The sequence below is a fragment of the Bacillus sp. FSL L8-0654 genome (genome assembly GCF_038629965.1).
Lineage (GTDB): Bacteria > Bacillota > Bacilli > Bacillales > Bacillaceae > Bacillus > Bacillus safensis.
Map to the genome: position 1 here is coordinate 2,677,114 of NZ_CP152026.1, position 18,586 is coordinate 2,695,699.

Annotated in this window: 19 protein-coding genes; 7 read left to right on the plus strand and 12 right to left on the minus strand. The window is 43.0% G+C overall.

The annotated features are described in order from the left end of the window. Nucleotides 1-13: 13 nt before the first annotated feature. Entirely contained in the window at nucleotides 14-1,087 is a 1,074-nt protein-coding gene (locus MHH65_RS13760; RefSeq protein ID WP_034279511.1) for a M42 family metallopeptidase, read from the minus strand. 199 nt (nucleotides 1,088-1,286) lie between these two features. On the opposite strand from MHH65_RS13760, the gene MHH65_RS13765 reads away from it, so the two are divergent. Beyond that, entirely contained in the window at nucleotides 1,287-1,601 is a 315-nt protein-coding gene (locus MHH65_RS13765) for a PepSY domain-containing protein (RefSeq protein ID WP_003217759.1), read from the plus strand. 41 nt (nucleotides 1,602-1,642) lie between these two features. Here MHH65_RS13765 and MHH65_RS13770 read toward each other — a convergent pair whose 3' ends face one another. The 3 genes from MHH65_RS13770 to trmB all read right to left on the minus strand — a co-directional run bounded on the left by MHH65_RS13770 (nucleotide 1,643) and on the right by trmB (nucleotide 5,022). After that, nucleotides 1,643-3,340, minus strand: coding sequence for an NAD-dependent malic enzyme (locus MHH65_RS13770; RefSeq protein ID WP_034279508.1), 1,698 nt, complete (start codon nucleotides 3,338-3,340; stop codon nucleotides 1,643-1,645). A 74-nt stretch (nucleotides 3,341-3,414) separates the two neighbouring features. Beyond that, on the minus strand, nucleotides 3,415-4,263 hold the full coding sequence (locus MHH65_RS13775; protein ID WP_024426185.1) for an MBL fold metallo-hydrolase: 849 nt from the start codon (nucleotides 4,261-4,263) through the stop codon (nucleotides 3,415-3,417). 117 nt (nucleotides 4,264-4,380) lie between these two features. After that, nucleotides 4,381-5,022: a tRNA (guanosine(46)-N7)-methyltransferase TrmB gene (gene trmB / locus MHH65_RS13780; RefSeq protein WP_268414229.1), complete on the minus strand. Its 642-nt coding sequence runs from the start codon at nucleotides 5,020-5,022 to the stop codon at nucleotides 4,381-4,383. A gap of 188 nt (nucleotides 5,023-5,210) precedes the next feature. On the opposite strand from trmB, the gene MHH65_RS13785 reads away from it, so the two are divergent. Then, nucleotides 5,211-5,486: a YtzH-like family protein gene (locus MHH65_RS13785; RefSeq protein ID WP_024424867.1), complete on the plus strand. Its 276-nt coding sequence runs from the start codon at nucleotides 5,211-5,213 to the stop codon at nucleotides 5,484-5,486. On the opposite strand, the gene MHH65_RS13790 is transcribed toward MHH65_RS13785, so the two are convergent. From MHH65_RS13790 to thpR, 4 genes are all read right to left on the minus strand, one after another. Continuing rightward, nucleotides 5,483-6,283 (minus strand): phosphotransferase family protein, encoded by an 801-nt coding sequence (locus MHH65_RS13790; RefSeq protein WP_024424868.1) that lies wholly within the window; start codon nucleotides 6,281-6,283, stop codon nucleotides 5,483-5,485. The two genes, MHH65_RS13785 and MHH65_RS13790, sit on opposite strands and share 4 nt — an antisense overlap. Nucleotides 6,284-6,567: 284 nt before the next feature. Further along, on the minus strand, nucleotides 6,568-7,497 hold the full coding sequence (locus tag MHH65_RS13795; RefSeq protein WP_034279500.1) for a YegS/Rv2252/BmrU family lipid kinase: 930 nt from the start codon (nucleotides 7,495-7,497) through the stop codon (nucleotides 6,568-6,570). 48 nt (nucleotides 7,498-7,545) lie between these two features. Next, the gene (locus MHH65_RS13800) at nucleotides 7,546-8,481 is read right to left on the minus strand and encodes a hypothetical protein (protein WP_024424870.1); all 936 of its coding nucleotides are present in this window, start codon (nucleotides 8,479-8,481) and stop codon (nucleotides 7,546-7,548) included. 25 nt (nucleotides 8,482-8,506) lie between these two features. Next, nucleotides 8,507-9,058: an RNA 2',3'-cyclic phosphodiesterase gene (gene thpR / locus MHH65_RS13805; RefSeq protein WP_268414231.1), complete on the minus strand. Its 552-nt coding sequence runs from the start codon at nucleotides 9,056-9,058 to the stop codon at nucleotides 8,507-8,509. A gap of 91 nt (nucleotides 9,059-9,149) precedes the next feature. On the opposite strand from thpR, the gene cysK reads away from it, so the two are divergent. Continuing rightward, a complete protein-coding gene (cysK, locus tag MHH65_RS13810; protein ID WP_183002042.1) occupies nucleotides 9,150-10,082 on the plus strand; it encodes a cysteine synthase A in 933 nt (310 codons plus the stop codon). A gap of 48 nt (nucleotides 10,083-10,130) precedes the next feature. Here the strand turns inward: cysK and MHH65_RS13815 are convergent, their stop codons facing one another. Beyond that, nucleotides 10,131-10,757, minus strand: coding sequence for a Type 1 glutamine amidotransferase-like domain-containing protein (locus MHH65_RS13815; RefSeq protein WP_098677221.1), 627 nt, complete (start codon nucleotides 10,755-10,757; stop codon nucleotides 10,131-10,133). A gap of 28 nt (nucleotides 10,758-10,785) precedes the next feature. Then, a complete protein-coding gene (gene pepV / locus MHH65_RS13820; protein ID WP_268414234.1) occupies nucleotides 10,786-12,186 on the minus strand; it encodes a dipeptidase PepV in 1,401 nt (466 codons plus the stop codon). A gap of 94 nt (nucleotides 12,187-12,280) precedes the next feature. Between pepV and MHH65_RS13825 the strand changes: the two genes are divergently transcribed. Continuing rightward, nucleotides 12,281-13,579 (plus strand): NCS2 family permease, encoded by a 1,299-nt coding sequence (locus MHH65_RS13825; protein ID WP_034279487.1) that lies wholly within the window; start codon nucleotides 12,281-12,283, stop codon nucleotides 13,577-13,579. 372 nt (nucleotides 13,580-13,951) lie between these two features. Beyond that, nucleotides 13,952-14,173: a DeoR family transcriptional regulator gene (locus MHH65_RS13830; protein WP_008356419.1), complete on the plus strand. Its 222-nt coding sequence runs from the start codon at nucleotides 13,952-13,954 to the stop codon at nucleotides 14,171-14,173. A gap of 277 nt (nucleotides 14,174-14,450) precedes the next feature. On the opposite strand, the gene MHH65_RS13835 is transcribed toward MHH65_RS13830, so the two are convergent. Beyond that, entirely contained in the window at nucleotides 14,451-15,167 is a 717-nt protein-coding gene (locus MHH65_RS13835) for a pseudouridine synthase (RefSeq protein WP_046312109.1), read from the minus strand. 16 nt (nucleotides 15,168-15,183) lie between these two features. After that, nucleotides 15,184-16,806 carry a polysaccharide biosynthesis protein gene (locus tag MHH65_RS13840; RefSeq protein WP_176966865.1) on the minus strand — a complete coding sequence of 541 codons (1,623 nt, stop codon included), beginning with the start codon at nucleotides 16,804-16,806 and terminating at the stop codon, nucleotides 15,184-15,186. 175 nt (nucleotides 16,807-16,981) lie between these two features. Here MHH65_RS13840 and MHH65_RS13845 point away from each other — a divergent pair, with 175 nt between their 5' ends. Further along, nucleotides 16,982-18,253 carry an NAD(P)/FAD-dependent oxidoreductase gene (locus tag MHH65_RS13845; RefSeq protein WP_024426195.1) on the plus strand — a complete coding sequence of 424 codons (1,272 nt, stop codon included), beginning with the start codon at nucleotides 16,982-16,984 and terminating at the stop codon, nucleotides 18,251-18,253. After that, a complete protein-coding gene (locus MHH65_RS13850) occupies nucleotides 18,250-18,447 on the plus strand; it encodes a hypothetical protein (protein WP_024424878.1) in 198 nt (65 codons plus the stop codon). The genes MHH65_RS13845 and MHH65_RS13850 overlap by 4 nt, the downstream gene beginning before the upstream one ends. Nucleotides 18,448-18,586 lie beyond the last annotated feature (139 nt).

Genomic DNA, 18,586 nt, shown 5'->3' on the forward strand with positions numbered 1-18,586 from the left:
TTTTCTATTCTATTTATACTTGTTGGTAAATAGAATCAACTGTACTTTGATCACAATTTTTGACAAGGCGGACAATTAACTCTTTTGCCGCTGCGTAATCGTCCACATGCAAAACAGAATGACTTGTATGAATGTAGCGTGCACAAACTCCAATCACAGCAGAAGGCACACCTTGGTTTGAAATATGAACACGTCCAGCGTCCGTACCACCCGGTGATACGAAATATTGATATGGAATGTTGTTTGTCTCAGCAGTATCAAGCACAAAGTCTCTCATTCCGCGGTGCGTAATCATTGTCCGATCAAAAATACGCAGAAGTGCACCTTTTCCAAGCTGGCCGAACTGTGTTTTGTCACCTGTCACATCGTTTGCAGGACTCGCATCTAAAGCGAAGAAAAGATCTGGCTGAATCATATTCGCAGCTACCTCAGCTCCTCTAAGCCCAACTTCCTCTTGAACAGTTGCTCCTGAGTACAGCTGACATGAAAGTGATTCGTCTTTTAATTCTTTTAATAATTCAATTGCAAGGCCACAGCCATAGCGGTTATCCCAAGCCTTCGCTAAAATCTTTTTTGGATTCGCCATTGGGGTAAAAACCGTTGCAGGAACGATTTGCTGTCCTGGACGAACGCCAAGCTCTTTTGCCTCTTCTTCACTGTCTGCACCAATATCAATAAGCATATCTGACGGCTTCACAGGTTTGCTTTTTTGTTCTGGCGTAAGAAGGTGAGGAGGTGTACTAGAGACGACACCAGGAATTGGCCCGTGATCGGTATGGACGTCCACACGCTGCGCCAGCATGACTTGACTCCACCAGCCGCCAAGTGTTTGAAAACGAATCATCCCGTTTTTCGTAATCGATGAGACCATGAATCCGACTTCATCCATATGACCCGCTACCATAATTTTCGGTGCGTTTTCCGGTCCCTTGCGTACGCCAAACACTCCGCCAAGACGGTCTTGAATGAGTTCATCAGAATATTTCTCAAGTTCCTTTTTCATAAAAGCACGCACATGGTGCTCATTTCCTGGAGTTCCCTGTAATTCTGTTAAATTTCGGAAAAGCGACAATGTTTCTTCGTTCATTCTACAGTTTACCTCGTTTCTATGTAATGACCATATATATTCCTATAAAAATAACACTCACTTTATACTATAAGAATTCTTTCGGTTTTCCAAGTATCTCTCCAGAAATTTTGAATATGCTTTCAAGTACTCGGATTCCTTAACATCGTTGGACAAGTTTTGTATAATGGAAAAAACAGCAATACGGAGGTGCAGCACGTTGAAGTTAAAACATGTTCTGATTGGTGCGAGTATTGGCGTAGCCGCTGCAATTGTTGCAAAGAAAGTATTTTTCCCTACGTATATCTCATCTGAAAAAGCATTAAAAATTGTGAAATCTGCTTTTAAACAGCGCGGCCCGATTGATGGCTCTTGGATTTATACTGTACCAGAACCGTATACCGTAAATGGCGAAACGATTGATGTATACAAATCTGGCATTACCCGCTCTGCATTTGGTGAGCTTGAACAGTATGAAGTGATGATTGATGCCAAAACTGGCATGATCGTGGATGTAATTGATTCTGTTGCTTGATCAAGAAAGCTTCGCAAAGACATGTCCTTGCGAAGCTTTTTTTATATGGCTTTGATTTTTTTGTAGACAGGATGCCACATAGCGTCCTGCACAGCCTGAATGAGATCATCAGGCGTTTCTTCTGCAATTCCTTCATCAATTGCTGCCTGCGCCACACGGACGGCTACTGTCGCTGAAACGGTTCGAAGCTGATCGACACTTGGCAGCATCGCTGCACCCGGCTTCCCAACATTGACCATGCTTGCAATGGCTTCAGCACTCGCAACAAACATACTATCTGTCATGAGGCGTGCTTTTGACACAATTGTGCCTAGACCAAGGCCTGGGAAGACAAGGGCATTATTCGCTTGTCCAATTTCATATGTGACGCCGCCATATTCGACAGGATCAAATGGACTTCCCGTTGTCACAAGGGCACGTCCTTCAGTCCACTCGATCAGATCTTGCGGCTTTGCTTCTGAAAGAGGTGTCGGATTCGACATCGGTAAAATCGCAGGACGCTCCACGTGTGACGCCATTTCTTTTACAATTTCCTCTGTAAATGCTCCTCCGACCGTCGAAGTGCCAATTAAGATTGTTGGTTTCGCCTGCTTGACGACCTCTAATAGATCAATCGAATGCTTTGGACCATTACGGGCATAATTCTTTACTTCGTCAGAGCGCCTTGCATACGGCTTTTGAAATGGCTGAATGTCAGGTGAATCATCTGTGAGCAGCCCCGTTTTATCAATACACCAGAAATGATCATAGGACTCCTCTTCTTTGACTCCATCTCTGACAATGGCATCACGGATTTGCTCGGCTATGCCAATACCTGCCGTACCCGCTCCAAAAATGACAATACGGTGATCTTTCAGCGGAACCTTCGAAGCTTTTGCACATGCCAGAACTGCAGCAAGTGAAACGGCGCCAGTCCCTTGAATGTCATCGTTAAATGTACAAATACGGTCCTTATATTTTTCCAATATCGCACGGGCATTCTTTGTCCCAAAGTCTTCCCAGTGAAGGAGTGCATTTGGGAAAGTAGCGCGGGCAAGCTCGACATATTGATCAATGAACTGATCATAGCGCTCTCCTCGAACGCGGGAGTGCTGGTTTCCAACATAAAGCGGATCATTCAAGAGACTTTCTTGGTTCGTTCCGGCATCAAGCACTACTGCCAGCACGCGGCTGGGATCAATGCCTGCTGCAGCTGTATAAACAGCAAGTTTTCCAACTGAAATGGCAATCCCGCCAACGCCCCAGTCTCCAATGCCTAAAATGCCTTCTGCATCCGTTGCAACGATTAAGTCGATTGATTCATCGACACCATAAGAGGCAAAAATCTCTTCCATGCCTTCCAGATCATCAATCGATAAATACAGCCCTCTCGGCTTTCGATACTCATGGCTATAACGCTGAATAGCCGTTCCTACAGTCGGCGTGTAGACAATCGGAAGCATTTCCGCCAAGTGCTCATTTAGCAGTTTGTAAAAAAGCACTTCATTTCTGTCATGAAGCGCTGTTAAATACACATTTTTCCCCAGTTCATCAGGCTGTGCCTTAAACTGTTCATATGCACGCTTTGCCTGATCCTCTAAGGTTAAGACCTTAGGCGGAAGGAATCCCTTTAAACCGAGCTCCTCCCGCTCTTCCTTTGTAAATGCAACCCCTTTGTTTAAATAAGGGACTGACATGACTTCCATTCCTCTTAATGGTGTTTCGATCACATCACCATGCACACGATAAAATTGGTTCACCTGCACTCTTCCTTTCACAAGTTCATTTTGTCGTTATTTTGTGTGAAAGGCGAAAAAAACATACAGATGATCTTTTATCTTCCTGTTTCTCTTTTGATTTCGTGTGTGATCTGCCCGTCTTCGTCCCATTTTACAGCACGATAAATGGCATCATGATAAAACAAGTACCACGCATTTTTTTCTTCTGCAAATGCCTGCCACTTTTGCTTGGCTGGAATCGAGGTCATTGGGTAATCATCATATGCCAAAACCCAAAGTGGATTTTTATGAGCATGTGTTGGCATGATATCAGCTAAATGAATCGCTGTTTCGCCCTCACTTGTGAGCGTTAAAATGCTATGACCATTGCTATGGCCGCCTGTATGATGCAGCTCGATTCCTTCTGTCACTTCGATGCTTTCTTCAAATGTGACGACTTGATCTGCCACAGGCTCCCAGTTTTCTTTCCAATATGTATTTCTTGAGCGAATGTTTGGCGCTCTCATTTCATCCCATTCGATTTTCGATGTGATGATTTTTGCCTGCTGAAAAACAGACACGAGCTTATCGCCTTCACGTTTTGTTAATCCGCTGGCATGATCAAAGTGCAGATGTGTCATCAATACGTAATCAATATCTGATGGGCGCAGGCCAAGCGCCGCTAGAGATTCTTCCAATTTGGTTTCCTCTGTCACGCCGTAATTGCGTTTTTGTTTATCTGTCAGCTTCCCTGATCCGATGCCGGAATCCACTAACAGGTGAAGACCCTTCCACCGAATGAGAATTGGATCACATCGTAATTCAATTTGATTGCGGTCATTTACCGGGTATTTTTTTGACCATAATGGCTTTGGCACGACACCAAACATCGCTCCGCCGTCCATGTGCGTATCTCCCCCGTTTAACCAAAACAGTTCCATTTCACCTATTTTCATTGTCTCCATTGCTGTCATCCCTCCTTTTTCTATCGTAGCAAATACAGCCAAAAATCGCATGCACCAATCTTTTCATAAAAAAAGCTGACTGCCATTTTTCTATTGCAGCCAGCTTGATATCACTTGTTATTCTGGGAATTTGACTTCTGATCGATAGATCGGTTGTCCCATAGACGAGAATTTCTCTTCATATTCAGTCATCACGTTTCCTTCTAAGCCGTCCTCATGTAAATCTAGGCTGACATACGTTAAAAGAAGGCCATATGCAGAAAAACTTTTTAAGGAATATTCAAATAACCCGCGGTTATCTGTTTTGAAATGTAACTCACCGCCTGGACGGAGTATATGTTCATATCGCTCTAAAAAGGTTTTAAACGTCAATCTGCGCTTTTCGTGTCTTGCTTTTGGCCACGGATCAGAGAAATTCAAATACACCCGGTCAATCTCATTTTCCGCAAACACATCTGTCAGCGTCTCAGCATTGAAGTTCAAAAGCTTTACATTTTCAACATCTGTCTCTTTGATTTTATCTACTGCCGTCACAATAACACTTTTAAATAATTCAATGCCAATATAGTTGATATCAGGATGAAGCTTGCCCATTCCAGCAATAAAGCTCCCTTTTCCTGTCCCAACTTCAATATGGATTGGATGATCATTTCCAAACAGCTCATGCCATTTCCCTTTATATTGCTCGGGACTTGCTAAAGCAATATGAGCATTCTCAGCTAAGTAATCATCCGCCCATGGTTTATGTCGCATTCTCAATTTGATACACCTCTATTTTCTTTACATTTTATCAAGATACCATGAAACATAAAGACCCGCAAGACAGCATCTTCTATGTCCATATAAAAAGACCAGCCCTTCGCTTGAGCTGGTCTGCCGCATGTATAAATTGGACGCTGAATGCACAGTTTAACCTCATAAATGACACGCAGGAAAGGAGCATTTGTATGGGTTTAAACCGTCAACATCAGCTTCAATTAATCAAAGATATTTTAACCGATCACCAGCTGGATTGCTGCGGGACTGTTGCAGAATATGAACAGGTGGGACGCGTGATTCAATTAATGCTGGCAAAAGAAGATCTGGATGCCGACATTCGTCAGCTGTTAACAGATATTTATGATTACAGCCAAAAGGGCACCTCTGTCAGTTCAATTGATGCACATATTGAGGAGCATCAATCACATCTGTCTGAGTGGGTCGAGAACATTCCACTGTCTTAATGGATGTTTAACCGTTTTAAGAGTGCATTTAGCTCCGCTTGCACTTCTTTTTGCGCCTTTTCATTCCCTTTTCGTTTATGCCAAACGACAAACGATACGGTTTCAGCGAGCACGTACCACGCCATGCGCTTTCGCAAATTGTCCGTCAGCGGGGCGCCGTACATAGAGAGCCAGCTTTCCCAGTTCTCTTCCTCAACATAATGGTATAAAAGCGGTCCAAGATCAATCGCTGGGTCTGCAATCATCGCCCCATCCCAATCGATCAAATAGAGCTGGTTTTCATCTGTCAGCAGCCAATTATTATGATTGAGATCGCAATGACAGACGACCTTGTCCTCAAAATGGACAGCCTCCACATGCTTCTCTAAATACTGGATGGCACGCGAAATGTCTTGTGAATCAATTTGCTCGTTTAATATGGACTGTTTCAGATGCATCAGAATGGATTCTGGGTCTAGAGAGTGCTTCTCTAATCGTTTCAGCATATCGAGCAATTCTTTTGATGTATGAATTTTTCTTAGCTGCTCTGCTACAGGACGATCATTCATGTCCTTTGGCTTCAGCTCTCTGCCGCTCAGCCAGTGCTGTGCAGTAATCACATCTCCATTTTCCATCCGTTTTGTCCAGACAAGCTTCGGCACAATGCCTTCAGCTGACAAAACCGCAAGAAACGGTGACGTATTGCGTTTTAAAAATAGCTTTTGGTCATTGTGTGTTGCGAAGTACGCATCTCCCGTAGCGCCTCCAGCCGGAGAGATGTGCCATTCGCTACCTAATATTTGTCCCAACCAGTTCATATCAATTTTCAACCCATCATTTCTTAAAATATTTTAAATCTTGCTTTTTTAGTCGACAAAATTCAGCCGATTGAGGATCAATTGGCTGTTTCTTTTTTTATTTATATGATCATAAAAACAAAAAGGACAGCTATTGAGAATGAGATGCTAAACAATAGCCGTCCTATAGATTTTATCGTTACCTTCTTATACTCGTCAAGCAAAACTAAAAAATCAGGACAAGAACCTTACGAAAAAGAAGGCTTTTTTCATGGTTCTTTGACTAAGGATATACCGCAAGTTATTTAAGCACGTAATTTTAAGGATCGTTCACTTGCCTTTACAAAGACAGGCGTTGCGCCGATCACTTCTCCATCTGCGTGAAATAAGATTTTTTCATCTGCTTCTAAAAACGCTTCCTCATGCTGAAACAGGGTAACCCCCTTCATCCCAAGGTGCTTTCGGAACACCATCGCGCTTAGAAACAAGAGGACTTTGAATGGATTCAAATCTGTGACAACCAACGTTTGAAAACCTGGCTGCCTCGCACTCACTTCCGGTGCCGCTTCCAGCCCTCCCCCGTAATACGGGTGATTGCAGACGATCACAAACCACACTTGGCGAAAGACTTTCTTCTCATTTTCAATAAATAACGCAAGATCAAACGGCTTAAACGACCATAAAGAATGGAGAAATGACAGAGGGTAGATGATAAAGCCAAGCCCCAGCCGTTTCAGCCACTTTTTCCCTCTAAAATGCACCGTTTTCCTCAGTACATGTGCGTCAAACCCCGCACCGATATGATTGAGAAAGAGAACAGATTGCGGACTTTCGGCATGATCTTGAAAGGAGCCGAGAGAAAATGTTTTGGTGAGCATTCTCTTTTGCTTTCTCACTTCTTTTAGGACATCATGACGATGGATACCGAGACCCTTCGCAGCATCATTCCAATGACCAGCAGGGACAAAACTAAGCTGCACATGATCGATTTCCTTTAAGCCATTCAGTACTTCATGAATGGTGCCGTCACCGCCAATAACAATCAAGCGCTTCAGCCTGTCATCCTGCATGGCACTGATTTGTCTTGCCAAAACTTCTGCATGGCCTTCATGCTGGGTGAGAAATGATCGATAAGAGACCTCCACCTTTTGTAATTCTTTCTCTATGCTCCTCCATGTGCGGAGTCCTTTTCCATGTCCTGCTTCTGGATTAACGATAAAGTACCATTCATTCATATATTAGCTCCACTCAGGTCTCATTTTTCGTGACCTTCCATCATGCCTTTAATCGAGCCATTCCTGTCTTCTTTTGCTGTCTGATTCACCATAAGCAAGCAATGCCTTTGTCGCCTTAAATTGCTGATGCTTTGTCGGCGCCGTATTTTTCCGCTGCTTTTCAAACCACTCTTCTGCCTTCTTCTTATCGATAACCTCCATCCCATATGGAACTTCAGGTAAATCAATATAAGAGGTTCGGCTGATGAGGATTTTTTTCACAGGAAGGTCTACACCACTTTGCTGTAAGATCTTTGACACGACGGTGCCAGATCGCAAAAGGCTTGCACAAGGATTCAAGACGGACTGAACAGCTTTCCCAGTCGCCCGTTTTTCCCAAAAACGTTCCTTCGTTCCGATATAGACGCTGTCTGGCTCAGCCTCTAAGAAAGATAAACAGATCACTTCGAGCGGCGTGATGAGTATCGGACATAATTCCATCTCAGCTTTTTGAATGAGCAGCACCGGCTTGTACATCACAAAATAAGAATCCGGAAGCTGCCTTGCAAGCATCCGCAGCTTTTCATCATACCGAATATGATGGGAAACGGTTGAAATATGGGAAATCGTCGAACTCGCCCATTTTAATTGCACTTCAAAGAGATGATCCTTAAAAAAGTGAATCAGCTTCGTTTCATCGGTAGGAACGTTTCTGAAAACCCCTTGCTCTATATCTGTCGGCTCGTTAAAAAGACTCAGGTCCCGTTCCTTTTTCATATCGGCTTCTTTTTGCTTTCTCTTTAAGGAGAATTTCTTTCTCTTTTCTTCCTCTTGTTCTGGCGCTTGTTGAGGAATTTGGTCAAATGGTTGCTGCGCCTCCTCTTTTGAAGCCTTTTTCAACTCGTCCCATCTTTGTTTTTTCAACCGATTGAATTGATTGATGTAGTGATGCGGGTCTTGTTCATATCGTGATATATAATCTTGAATTTTGATAATTTGCGCCATCTGCTGCTCACTCCAACTTCTAGAATCATTTATGTAATGTAAATTGTTTGATTGCGTGATAACGAGGGGTTTCCTTCGGACGTATTTCAAATAAAGTGATACGCGAAACCTCCATCACATATGGCTCTTTGCGTAAAGGCGCTTGTTCTTCATAAAGGTCATCCGCATTCCATTTGCGTGCAATCGTCATATGCGGATGAAACGGTCTCTTTTCAACAGGGTGTCCTGCTGACAAGACAGCCTCCTTTACCTTTTCTCTTAAGTGCATGAGCGGCTCACTTTCATGAGGCTTTGCAAAAAAGACTCTTGGGCGTTCCTTCGTACCAAACTGCCCTACCTCATTCAGCTCTAGTGGAAATGCAGACGCTTCATTTGAAAGGATGTCAAGCAGCTGGATGATCTTTTTTAAACGCTCTTCTGGAATGGCGCCTAAAAAGATAAGGGTCACATGATAATCATGTGGTGCTGTCCATTTTTGAAAGAACAGTCCGCTCCTTTGATCAATGTCTTGTTTGATTTGATGCGCAAGTTGTTCAGGGATGTGAATCCCTATAAAATAATGACGGCTTTCTGACACAATATCACCTGTCCTTTTTTAACAAACTTTACGAATCCCCATTGATGATAGTATAACTAAAGAAATGCGGAATGAGAAGAAAGGGTGTCATCTGATGAAAGTTGCACAAAATATAGCTGAGCTGATTGGCGATACACCACTTGTCAAATTACAGCGGCTCCAGCCAGAAAATGCGGCGGCTGTTTACTTAAAGCTGGAATCATTTAATCCGAGCGGAAGTGTAAAAGACCGCGCGGCTTACAATATGATCGTCGAGGCAGAAAAACAAGGGAAGCTCACAAAAGGAGCAACCATTATTGAGCCTACGAGCGGGAATACAGGGATTGGTTTAGCCATGAATGCCGCCGCAAGAGGCTACAAAGCCATCCTTGTCATGCCTGATACGATGACAAAGGAAAGAATCAATATTTTGAAGGCATACGGGGCGCAGGTCGTCTTAACCCCAGGAGAAGAAAAAATGCCAGGCTGCATCCGCAAGGCTGAGGAACTGGCTGCTCAAATTCCTCACAGCTTTATTCCCATGCAATTTGACAACAGAGCGAACCCAGATGCACATAGAGGCACAACAGCAGTCGAAATTATGGAAGCTGTGAAACAACTTGGACAGCCACTTGGAGCCTTTGTCGCAACAGCTGGAACTGGCGGTACTATTACAGGAACTGGAGAGGAATTAAAAAAGGCATTCCCTCATTTAACCATCCGTGTGGCAGAGCCTAAGGGTTCCCCTGTCTTATCTGGCGGGAAACCTGGGAAGCATAAACTCGTTGGCACAAGCCCAGGATTTATCCCCCATATTTTAAACGAGCACGTCTATGATGACATCGTTCAGGTAAGTGACGAAGATGCTTATCACATCACACGGCAGCTCGCTCAGCTTGAAGGAATTTTAGTGGGCCCATCCTCTGGGGCGGCTTGCTATGCAGCCATTGAAACAGCCAAGCAATTGCCGGCAGATCAAATTGTGATCTGTATGACAGCAGATACGGGCGAACGATACTTATCAAGTGATGTTTTTCAAGATTAAAAAAGGAACAGGGCGATGAATCCCTGTTCCTTTTTCTTCATTTCACGGTTAAGATGTTTTGACAGATTTTACTTCAGCCTGTTCCCCTCTGATAAGTAAAGCCTGTTCATCAGTAAGCGGACATAAATCAAGCGTCTGCTGATGCTTCTCTGTGATTTGCTGCGCAGCCTCGCCTAAATAGGCATTATGCATATGAGGTACTGGATAGCAGCTTATTTCATTGACACCTTGATATGATGAAAGCTCCGGCGCCTTCTTTTGATCATCCATCAGAGAGATATATTCAATGCTTGGCGCCATGATGATACTCCCCGCAGATTCTCCGATGTACAGCTTGCCGTTGTTGATTTCTTCTTTCAACACGTCATCGAGACGATGCTTTCTTAACTCCTGCAATAAATAAAACGTGTTGCCTCCTGACACGTAGATCACATCATTTTGTTTGATCATCTGCGAGATCTCTTCAGCGGACTGTTCATCTATCTGCACAGTCTCAAGCTGCATCCCTAATCGCTGAAAGGCTTCCTTCGCTGCCTCTACATAGTGCGTGACTTCTTCTACAGCACTTGCCGTTGGAAAGAAAGTCACGTGCTTTCCTTTTAATGATTCCCCCGCAAAGTCAGATAAGAGAGAATAGCTGTCTTTGAATGAAGAGCATAAGAACATTTTTTTCACTATGAATCCCCTCTTCTCTTTTCCATTTCTATTTTGCTAATTCATACATAGCTTGTGCGTAAAGAGCAGCTGCTCTCAGTAAGTCATCAATTTCAATATATTCATCCTTTTGATGGGCGCAGTCTGGTCTGCCAGGAAATAAAGGTCCAAAGGCAACGCCTGCTTCTAAAGATCTCGCATACGTTCCTCCCCCAATGGCAATAAGGGTTGCAGGATCTCCCGTTTGTTCCTCATATACCCGCTGCAAGGTTTTCACAAGCGGATGATCTTTTGAGACGTGATGCGGAGGGCTGTCTTCGAATTTTAGCAGGGCTGCCCCTTTGATGCTTTCAATTCCTTTTTTGACGTCCTTGCCGTCTGCTGTTACTGGATAGCGGACATTTAACCCTAGCTTTGCTTCCTCATTCTGTTTAAAGCGGATTGTCCCAACATTCAACGTCAAATCTCCACTAATCTCATCTTTGCAAGCAATTCCCAGCTTTTGTCCTCTTGTATCTTGATCAAATAAAGCGTTGATTTGGGAAGTAAAGGCAAGTCCCTGCTCATCTAAATCGTGTCCGCATAAGAAATTCGCCATATAAATGCCCGCATTTGTCCCATGCGCCGGCTCCATGGCATGAACGGACACCCCTTTTAATGTAAAATGCAGTCCATCTGCTGCGCTTTTTACCTCGCCAGATAATTGATGATCAGCAAGATAGGCTTCGAAGGCTGTTTTTAATGATTCAGCATCGTGTTCCTGTGCAGCAGTCACAGTAGCAGCTGCCTCATCCGGTACCATATTGAGCCTCATACCCGATGTAAATTGCTTCAGCGTATAGCGCTGATGATTCGCTGTTTGTTGATATGTAAATGACACAACCGCATCAATGATCCCTTTTTCCGCATGAATAATCGGAAAATCGGCATCTGGTGCAAATCCAATTTGCGGCATTGGCTCATGCTTGAAATAATGATCCACACAGCGCCAATCACTTTCTTCATCTGTTCCAATGATCATGCGGATTTTTTTCGACAGCTGCAGACCAGAATCTTTTAAGATCTTCAGCGCATAAAATGCCGCCATGGTTGGGCCTTTGTCATCAATAGCCCCGCGTGCAAAGATTTTATTTTCTCTGATGTCAGCTGAAAATGGCGGGGTTGTCCAGCCGTCACCAGCAGGCACCACGTCCACATGGCAAAGCACACCTACAATGTCATCGCCTTCCCCATATTCAATATGACCCGCATAGCCGTCGACATTCTTGACTGTGAAACCTTCGTTTTCCCCTTTTTTCAGCATATACTGCAGGGCATCATCGACTTTTTCACCAAATGGCTTTCCTTCTTTGCCGCCTTCTTCATCAAGGACACTTTCAATTTGTAAAAAAGATTGTGTGTCCTTGATCAAATCGTCTTTTTTTCGTATTACTTCAGCTTCCCAATTCATTTTTCCATTCCTCCTTGAAAAAAGGTTGCAATCCACCCTTAAAACGAATATTATATTAATTGTTTTGTAATAATGTTCGTAAATGGAGGATTTTATGTTTCAGTTAAAAGAAAATCAAACCAACATAAAGAAAGAAATAATCGCTGGTATGACGACATTCTTTACTATGGTCTATATTGTTGCCGTCAACCCGGGAATTCTTTCAAAAGCAGGTATTCCTTTTGACCAAGTCTTTACTGCAACAATCATCGCTGCTGTTGTCGGTACGCTCTGGATGGCACTATTTGCAAACTATCCGATTGCCATTGCACCAGGCATGGGACTGAATGTCTATTTCACCTTTACCGTTGTCGGCGGTGGCGGCATCAGCTATCAAACAGCGTTTAGTGCGGTATTTGTTGCTGGTATACTCTTTATTATTTTATCGTTAACATCCCTTAGAAAACAACTGATTCAAGCCATTCCAGACAATTTAAAGTACGGCATTACAGCAGGAATTGGGCTTTTCATTGCATTCATCGGCCTCCGTCAGTCTGGGATCATCGCTGCTGATCCAGAAAACCTTGTGAAGCTTGGCAATTTAAGCTCGCCTGTTGTCATTTTAACGCTTGTCGGCTTAATGATTTCGGTTATTTTAATGGTTCTGCAAATAAATGGTGCACTGTTTATCGGTATGTTAGCGACCACATTGATTGCGCTCGCAACTGGCCAGCTTCATTTCCCTAAAACACTGATGGACATCCCTGCACTGCCTGAAGGCATGCTGATTACAAATCCAATCTCTGCCTTTGGTGACGTGTTCTCTCATCATTTGTATGCCGTCGTCTTCTCCTTCTTACTGGTGACGATTTTTGATACAACAGGCACGATGATCGGCGTTGCAGAACAAGCCGGATTAATGAAAAATGGCCAGCTGCCAAAAGTGCGCAGAGCCCTGCTCGCTGACTCGGCTGCAACGACGGTTGGTTCTATGTTTGGTACAAGCCCAACCACTGCTTATATTGAATCATCATCAGGTGTTGCTGCTGGCGGAAGAACTGGGCTGACGTCTCTAACGGTCGCTGCACTGTTTATTGTGGCATTATTTTTTGGCCCGCTCGTTCAAGCGATTTCTTCTTTACCATCCATCACATCACCTGTTTTAATCATTGTTGGCTGTTTGATGATGAACTCAGTGTCACGCATTCGCTGGAACGAACTAGACGAAGCATTCCCTGCTTTTCTTGTCATTCTTTCGATGCCGCTGACTTCTAGTATTTCTACAGGGATTTCACTTGGATTTATTTCATATCCGCTTGTGAAATTGGCGAAAGGGAAATGGAGAGAAGTACATGTGCTTGTTCTCATCTTTGCGGTCTTATTTTTCATTCAGCTCTTTTTCTTAGAAGGATAACAGAAACAAAAAAGGCACATCCTCACATGGAATGTGTCTTTTTGCTTTTCACTGAATTTTTTATTTTGTAAATTTTCTGTGTTTATTTTTTGGACATTTGAAAATGTCAGCTCCAATCGCATCCCTTATCATTATTGGGTTGTAACCGGATTCAAATCATGATATATACCATATTTCATTTCATGAAGACAAGTTTAAAAACACGTAAAGTTGACTTTTTGGTGGAACTAGATGCATAATAACGTGTATAATAGAATAAAACATTAACAAACACGAACATTTACCATTGTTGCATGTCCTTATTTCGCAGTTTTAGTGTAGTAAGTTGTGGTTAGTCAAGTCCATCCGATCTTATTGATAGGGAGTGGTTTTTTGAAACCTTCAACAAACCGTATGATGACTCGAATCAAATCAGTCTATATGTTCATTCAAGAGAAAGGTCTTGTGACGACACAAGAGCTGGTTGATGAATTCGGGATCACACCTAGAACCATTCAAAGAGACTTAAACGTGCTTGCCTATAACGATCTTGTTCATAGTCCAAGCAGAGGCAAATGGGAAACAACGAGAAAAAAAGTAAAAATATCATCTTAAGCGTATAATGAATTGTCCATATAACAAAAAGAACCGGCGATATGCCGGTTCTTTTCTTTTACAAATTGTTGACGAAGGGCTAAAATGATTTTTATTTTAGCCCTTTGTCTTCTTTACAGCGTGATAGAAAACCTTTGAAGTCTAGGAAGAACGAGCACTGGCGCGGAGCGAATTTAACATTCGTGAGCACCAGCGCGCAGGACTGACAAAGAATGCGAGGGTTTGTCTACACGCTGAAGAACCGGCGATATGCCGGTTCTTTTCTTTTGTTCTTATGTTATTCGCGATTCATTAAGCTGTCTAATTCTTCATCCGTCAATTCACGGTACTCTCCAGGTGCTAGATCTTCATCTAAAGAGACAGCCCCCATCGAGAGCCTTTTTAAAAAGATCACTTCATTTCCCACCGCTTGCGCCATCAGCTTCACTTGATGGTACTTCCCTTCAGTAATCGTTAAACGGATGCGTGTATCTTCGTCTTCATTCGCATCTACTTCCACCTTCGCCGGCTTCGTGTGATAATCATCTAAGATGACAACGCCCTCTTCAAGACGCTTAATGTCTTGATCTCCTAAAGGATATTTCAAATGAACCTCATACGTTTTTGGCACATGCTTTTTTGGAGAAAGTAATTGATGAGCAAGCTGTCCATCATTTGTGAGGAGAAGGAGACCGACCGTATCCTTATCCAGTCTCCCCACAGGGAATGGCTCCCTTGCGATATCCTCCGGCTCAAGTAAATCGACAACCGTTTCATCCCGCAGATCTTCAGTTGCTGAGATCACCCCGTCTGGCTTGTTCATCATTAAGTAAATGAATTCTTTATATTCTACACGCTCTCCGTGTACGAGCACTTCATCATTTGATGGATCAACATGATCTTTCACCTGCTTTGCCACTTCTCCATTCACTGTGACCGCCCGGGCCTTGACAAGCTTTTTCACATCTTTTCTTGAACCAAAGCCGCTGTTAGCAAGTAATTTATCAAGCCTCATGAATATCTACCTCTTCTTAACTCTTTTTTCTTAAAAATTTCGGCATACGGCTGCCAAGTACACGCTCTAGTAATCCCACCTTATAAGACAAGAACATATACACACCGCCGCCAGTGATCATGGAAATCAAAATGACGATACCCGCTTGTACAATTCCGCCTTCATAAGAAATCACTTGGCTCACAAGCTGACTTGTCAAATATGCCACGACAGCCATGATCGCCGTTAAAATACCAATGAGAATAAAACGTTTGAAAATTCTGCGGAACGAATAGCCGGCATGGCGTTTAATCATGATAAACATATACAAGATGGACGCACTGTAGCCTAATGCTGTTGCCAATACAGAACCATTTCCTTGCAGCCAGCTGATTAGCGGGATGTTCAGAACCGTTTTAATAATGATCCCTAACAAAAGACTGACGATCGCAAATTTTTGTTTGTTGATCCCTTGCAGAATCGCTGCATTAATGGTGAATAAAGAAAACAATAATGCAACAGGTGCATACCAGAACAAAATGGAAATCCCAATCTCAGGATGAACAGACGGATAGAAAAACCAATAAGCCGGTCCAGCCAATGCCGAGATACCAAATGAAGCAGGCAGCACGAAAAATAAAATGACTTGCATCGTCTGATCAATTTGTCTATTGAGCAGCTTGTAATTACGTGCTGTAAATAATTCTGTAATCGTCGGAATCAATGTTAAGCCAAACGCTGTGGCAAGTGACACAGGAATCATCACGACCTTCGGTAAATATAACGTCACAATGGACAATACCGCTGTACTAATATCCTGATGTCCGGATGCAATCATGGCTCTGTTAATTGTGTTTGTATCGATATAAGAATAAATTGGAATCGCAAGTCCAACAAACACATACGGCGCCGCATAGCTAAACAGCTCTGTAAACATTTGCTTATAAGATAAATCAGAGTGAGCGCCTGTATTCGGCTGCATGGCTAAGAGCCTGTCCTTCCGCTTCAGCCAATATAAATAAAGCGTGAATAAACCGCCAAATGCACCGATCAGAGCCGCAAATGTTGCATATCCGACAGCAATGACAAGCCCGCCGTCAAGCACCTTTAAAATAATAAACGTCGCCGTTAATAGGAAGATGATTCTGACAAGCTGTTCAATCACTTGGGAAACAGCTGTCGGTCCCATCATGGAGTGTCCTTGGAAGAACCCGCGTACAAGACTCATGATCGGTACAACCAAAAGACCTAAGCTGACCATTCGAATCACATATACTACTTGATCGACAGTCAAACCGCCTGTTTCATTTGATCCGCCAAGCTGAATCTTGGCAAAAATCGGTGCGGACAAATATAAAATAGAAAAGGCGATCATCCCGGTGACAAGCATGACCGACATACCCGCCCTGAACATTTTTCTTGTTGTCTCATAATCGCCGATCGCATTATATTTGGAAACAAATTTTGATACCGCTGTTGGAAAACCAAGCGTAGCGATACTTAAAAAGATCGTATACTGATTGTATCCATATTGGAATAGCGCACCACCAGTAGCTCCAACCATTGCGCTAAATGGAATTAAATAAATCATACCAAGAATACGAGAGAGATACGTCCCTATCGTTAAAACCAACGTACCACGAAGCAGTTTATTAGACATGCGCTTAACCACCATTTTTCTAATGAATATTCAACTTAACTATTTTACCACATCAATTCAATACACAGGTAACAAATCCAATACGGAAGTCACAAAACCAATCAATTCATATTTCAGCCTTCCCTAATCTTCGTTATAATAGAAAAATGACTGAAAGTAGAAAGAGGAATGTAACATGAAACATTATGATGTCATTGTCATTGGCGGCGGACCTTCTGGGCTGATGGCCGCGATTGCATCAGCAGAGCACGGTGCGACTGTTCTGTTAATTGACAAAGGAAACAAACTTGGCAGAAAGCTGGCCATTTCTGGCGGCGGACGCTGTAACGTCACCAATCGCCTTCCAGTAGAAGAAATCATCAAACATATTCCCGGAAACGGCCGTTTTCTATATAGTGCATTTTCTGAGTTCAACAACGAGGATATTATTTCGTTTTTTGAAAACCTTGGCATTGAACTAAAAGAAGAAGACCATGGACGTATGTTCCCTGTCTCAAACAAAGCACAATCTGTTGTGGATGCCCTTCTAGACAGGCTCCGAGCCCTCAATGTCACCATTCGAACGAACGAAAAAATTAAAACAGTTCTGTATCAAGACGGACAAGCAGCTGGAATTGTTACAAATAATGATGAAAAAATTTCAAGTAAGTCTGTCGTCATTGCTGTCGGCGGAAAAAGTGTGCCGCATACCGGCTCTACTGGTGACGGCTATGCATGGGCAGAAGCAGCCGGTCATACCATTACAGAGCTCTTCCCAACAGAGGTACCGGTCACATCCGATGAACGATTTATTAAAGAAAAAGTGCTTCAAGGTCTTTCTTTAAGAAGTGTGGCTGTCAGTGTTTTAAATAAAAAAGGAAAACCCGTCGTCACACATGTCATGGATATGATTTTTACTCACTTTGGTTTATCAGGTCCAGCTGTTCTTAGATGCAGCGGATTTGTTGTGAAGGAATTGAAAAAACAACCGACAGTCCGCCTGCAAATAGACTTATATCCGAAGCTGAATGACGAGGAGCTGTTCCAGAAGCTTCATCGTGACCTTAAAGATGAACCGAAGAAAGCCATTAAAAATGTCCTCAAGTCTTGGATGCAAGAACGCTATTTATTGTTTCTGTTAGAACGGAACGGGATTGATCCACAAGACACATTCTCTGGTCTAGCCAAGGATAAACTGCGTGCATTTGCCCATGATTGTAAACATTTTATTGTGCATGCAAATGGTACGCTATCCTTGGACAAAGCGTTTGTGACAGGAGGCGGCGTTTCTGTGAAGGAAATTGAACCGAAGAAAATGGCGTCTAAAAAAATGCCCGGTCTTTATTTCTGCGGAGAAATTTTAGACATCCATGGCTACACAGGCGGCTACAATATCACATCAGCACTTGTGACAGGCAGGCTTGCCGGCATGAATGCTGCACTAGAAGCAAAGGAGAGAGATCAATGATCAGACGTGCATTACCGATTGTTCTTGCGGTCGTTATCAGTTTGACAGCTGCTGTTTTCTTGAAGCTGTCCATTACCCCGTTAAAAGTCGCCATTGTTTTGGCGTTTACCATTTTCGCAGTATGTTTAAAAGAATATGTCTACCGTCTTCGTAAACGAATTGAGGAAAAATCGTCTTCCCATATCGATAGTTGATAAATGAAAGCAAAACATGTTACGGTAAAGTAGAGGTCGAGTGAGAAGCTCGCCTCTTTTTGTTTGAAATAAGTTGAGTTAGGGGATATTAAGCGAAGTCCTCTGCTTAAACGTGTAGAACAACAGGAGAGTGAGATGG

Coding starts and splice junctions, on each gene's coding strand:
- MHH65_RS13760 (WP_034279511.1), bottom strand. CDS start 1,087: ATGAACGAAGAAACATTGTCGCTTTTCCGAAATTTAACAGAATTACAG.
- MHH65_RS13775 (WP_024426185.1), bottom strand. CDS start 4,263: ATGGAGACAATGAAAATAGGTGAAATGGAACTGTTTTGGTTAAACGGG.
- MHH65_RS13785 (WP_024424867.1), top strand. CDS start 5,211: ATGGGTTTAAACCGTCAACATCAGCTTCAATTAATCAAAGATATTTTA.
- MHH65_RS13790 (WP_024424868.1), bottom strand. CDS start 6,283: ATGAACTGGTTGGGACAAATATTAGGTAGCGAATGGCACATCTCTCCG.
- MHH65_RS13795 (WP_034279500.1), bottom strand. CDS start 7,497: ATGAATGAATGGTACTTTATCGTTAATCCAGAAGCAGGACATGGAAAA.
- MHH65_RS13800 (WP_024424870.1), bottom strand. CDS start 8,481: ATGGCGCAAATTATCAAAATTCAAGATTATATATCACGATATGAACAA.
- pepV (WP_268414234.1), bottom strand. CDS start 12,186: ATGAATTGGGAAGCTGAAGTAATACGAAAAAAAGACGATTTGATCAAG.
- MHH65_RS13825 (WP_034279487.1), top strand. CDS start 12,281: ATGTTTCAGTTAAAAGAAAATCAAACCAACATAAAGAAAGAAATAATC.
- MHH65_RS13835 (WP_046312109.1), bottom strand. CDS start 15,167: ATGAGGCTTGATAAATTACTTGCTAACAGCGGCTTTGGTTCAAGAAAA.
- MHH65_RS13840 (WP_176966865.1), bottom strand. CDS start 16,806: ATGTCTAATAAACTGCTTCGTGGTACGTTGGTTTTAACGATAGGGACG.
- MHH65_RS13845 (WP_024426195.1), top strand. CDS start 16,982: ATGAAACATTATGATGTCATTGTCATTGGCGGCGGACCTTCTGGGCTG.
- MHH65_RS13850 (WP_024424878.1), top strand. CDS start 18,250: ATGATCAGACGTGCATTACCGATTGTTCTTGCGGTCGTTATCAGTTTG.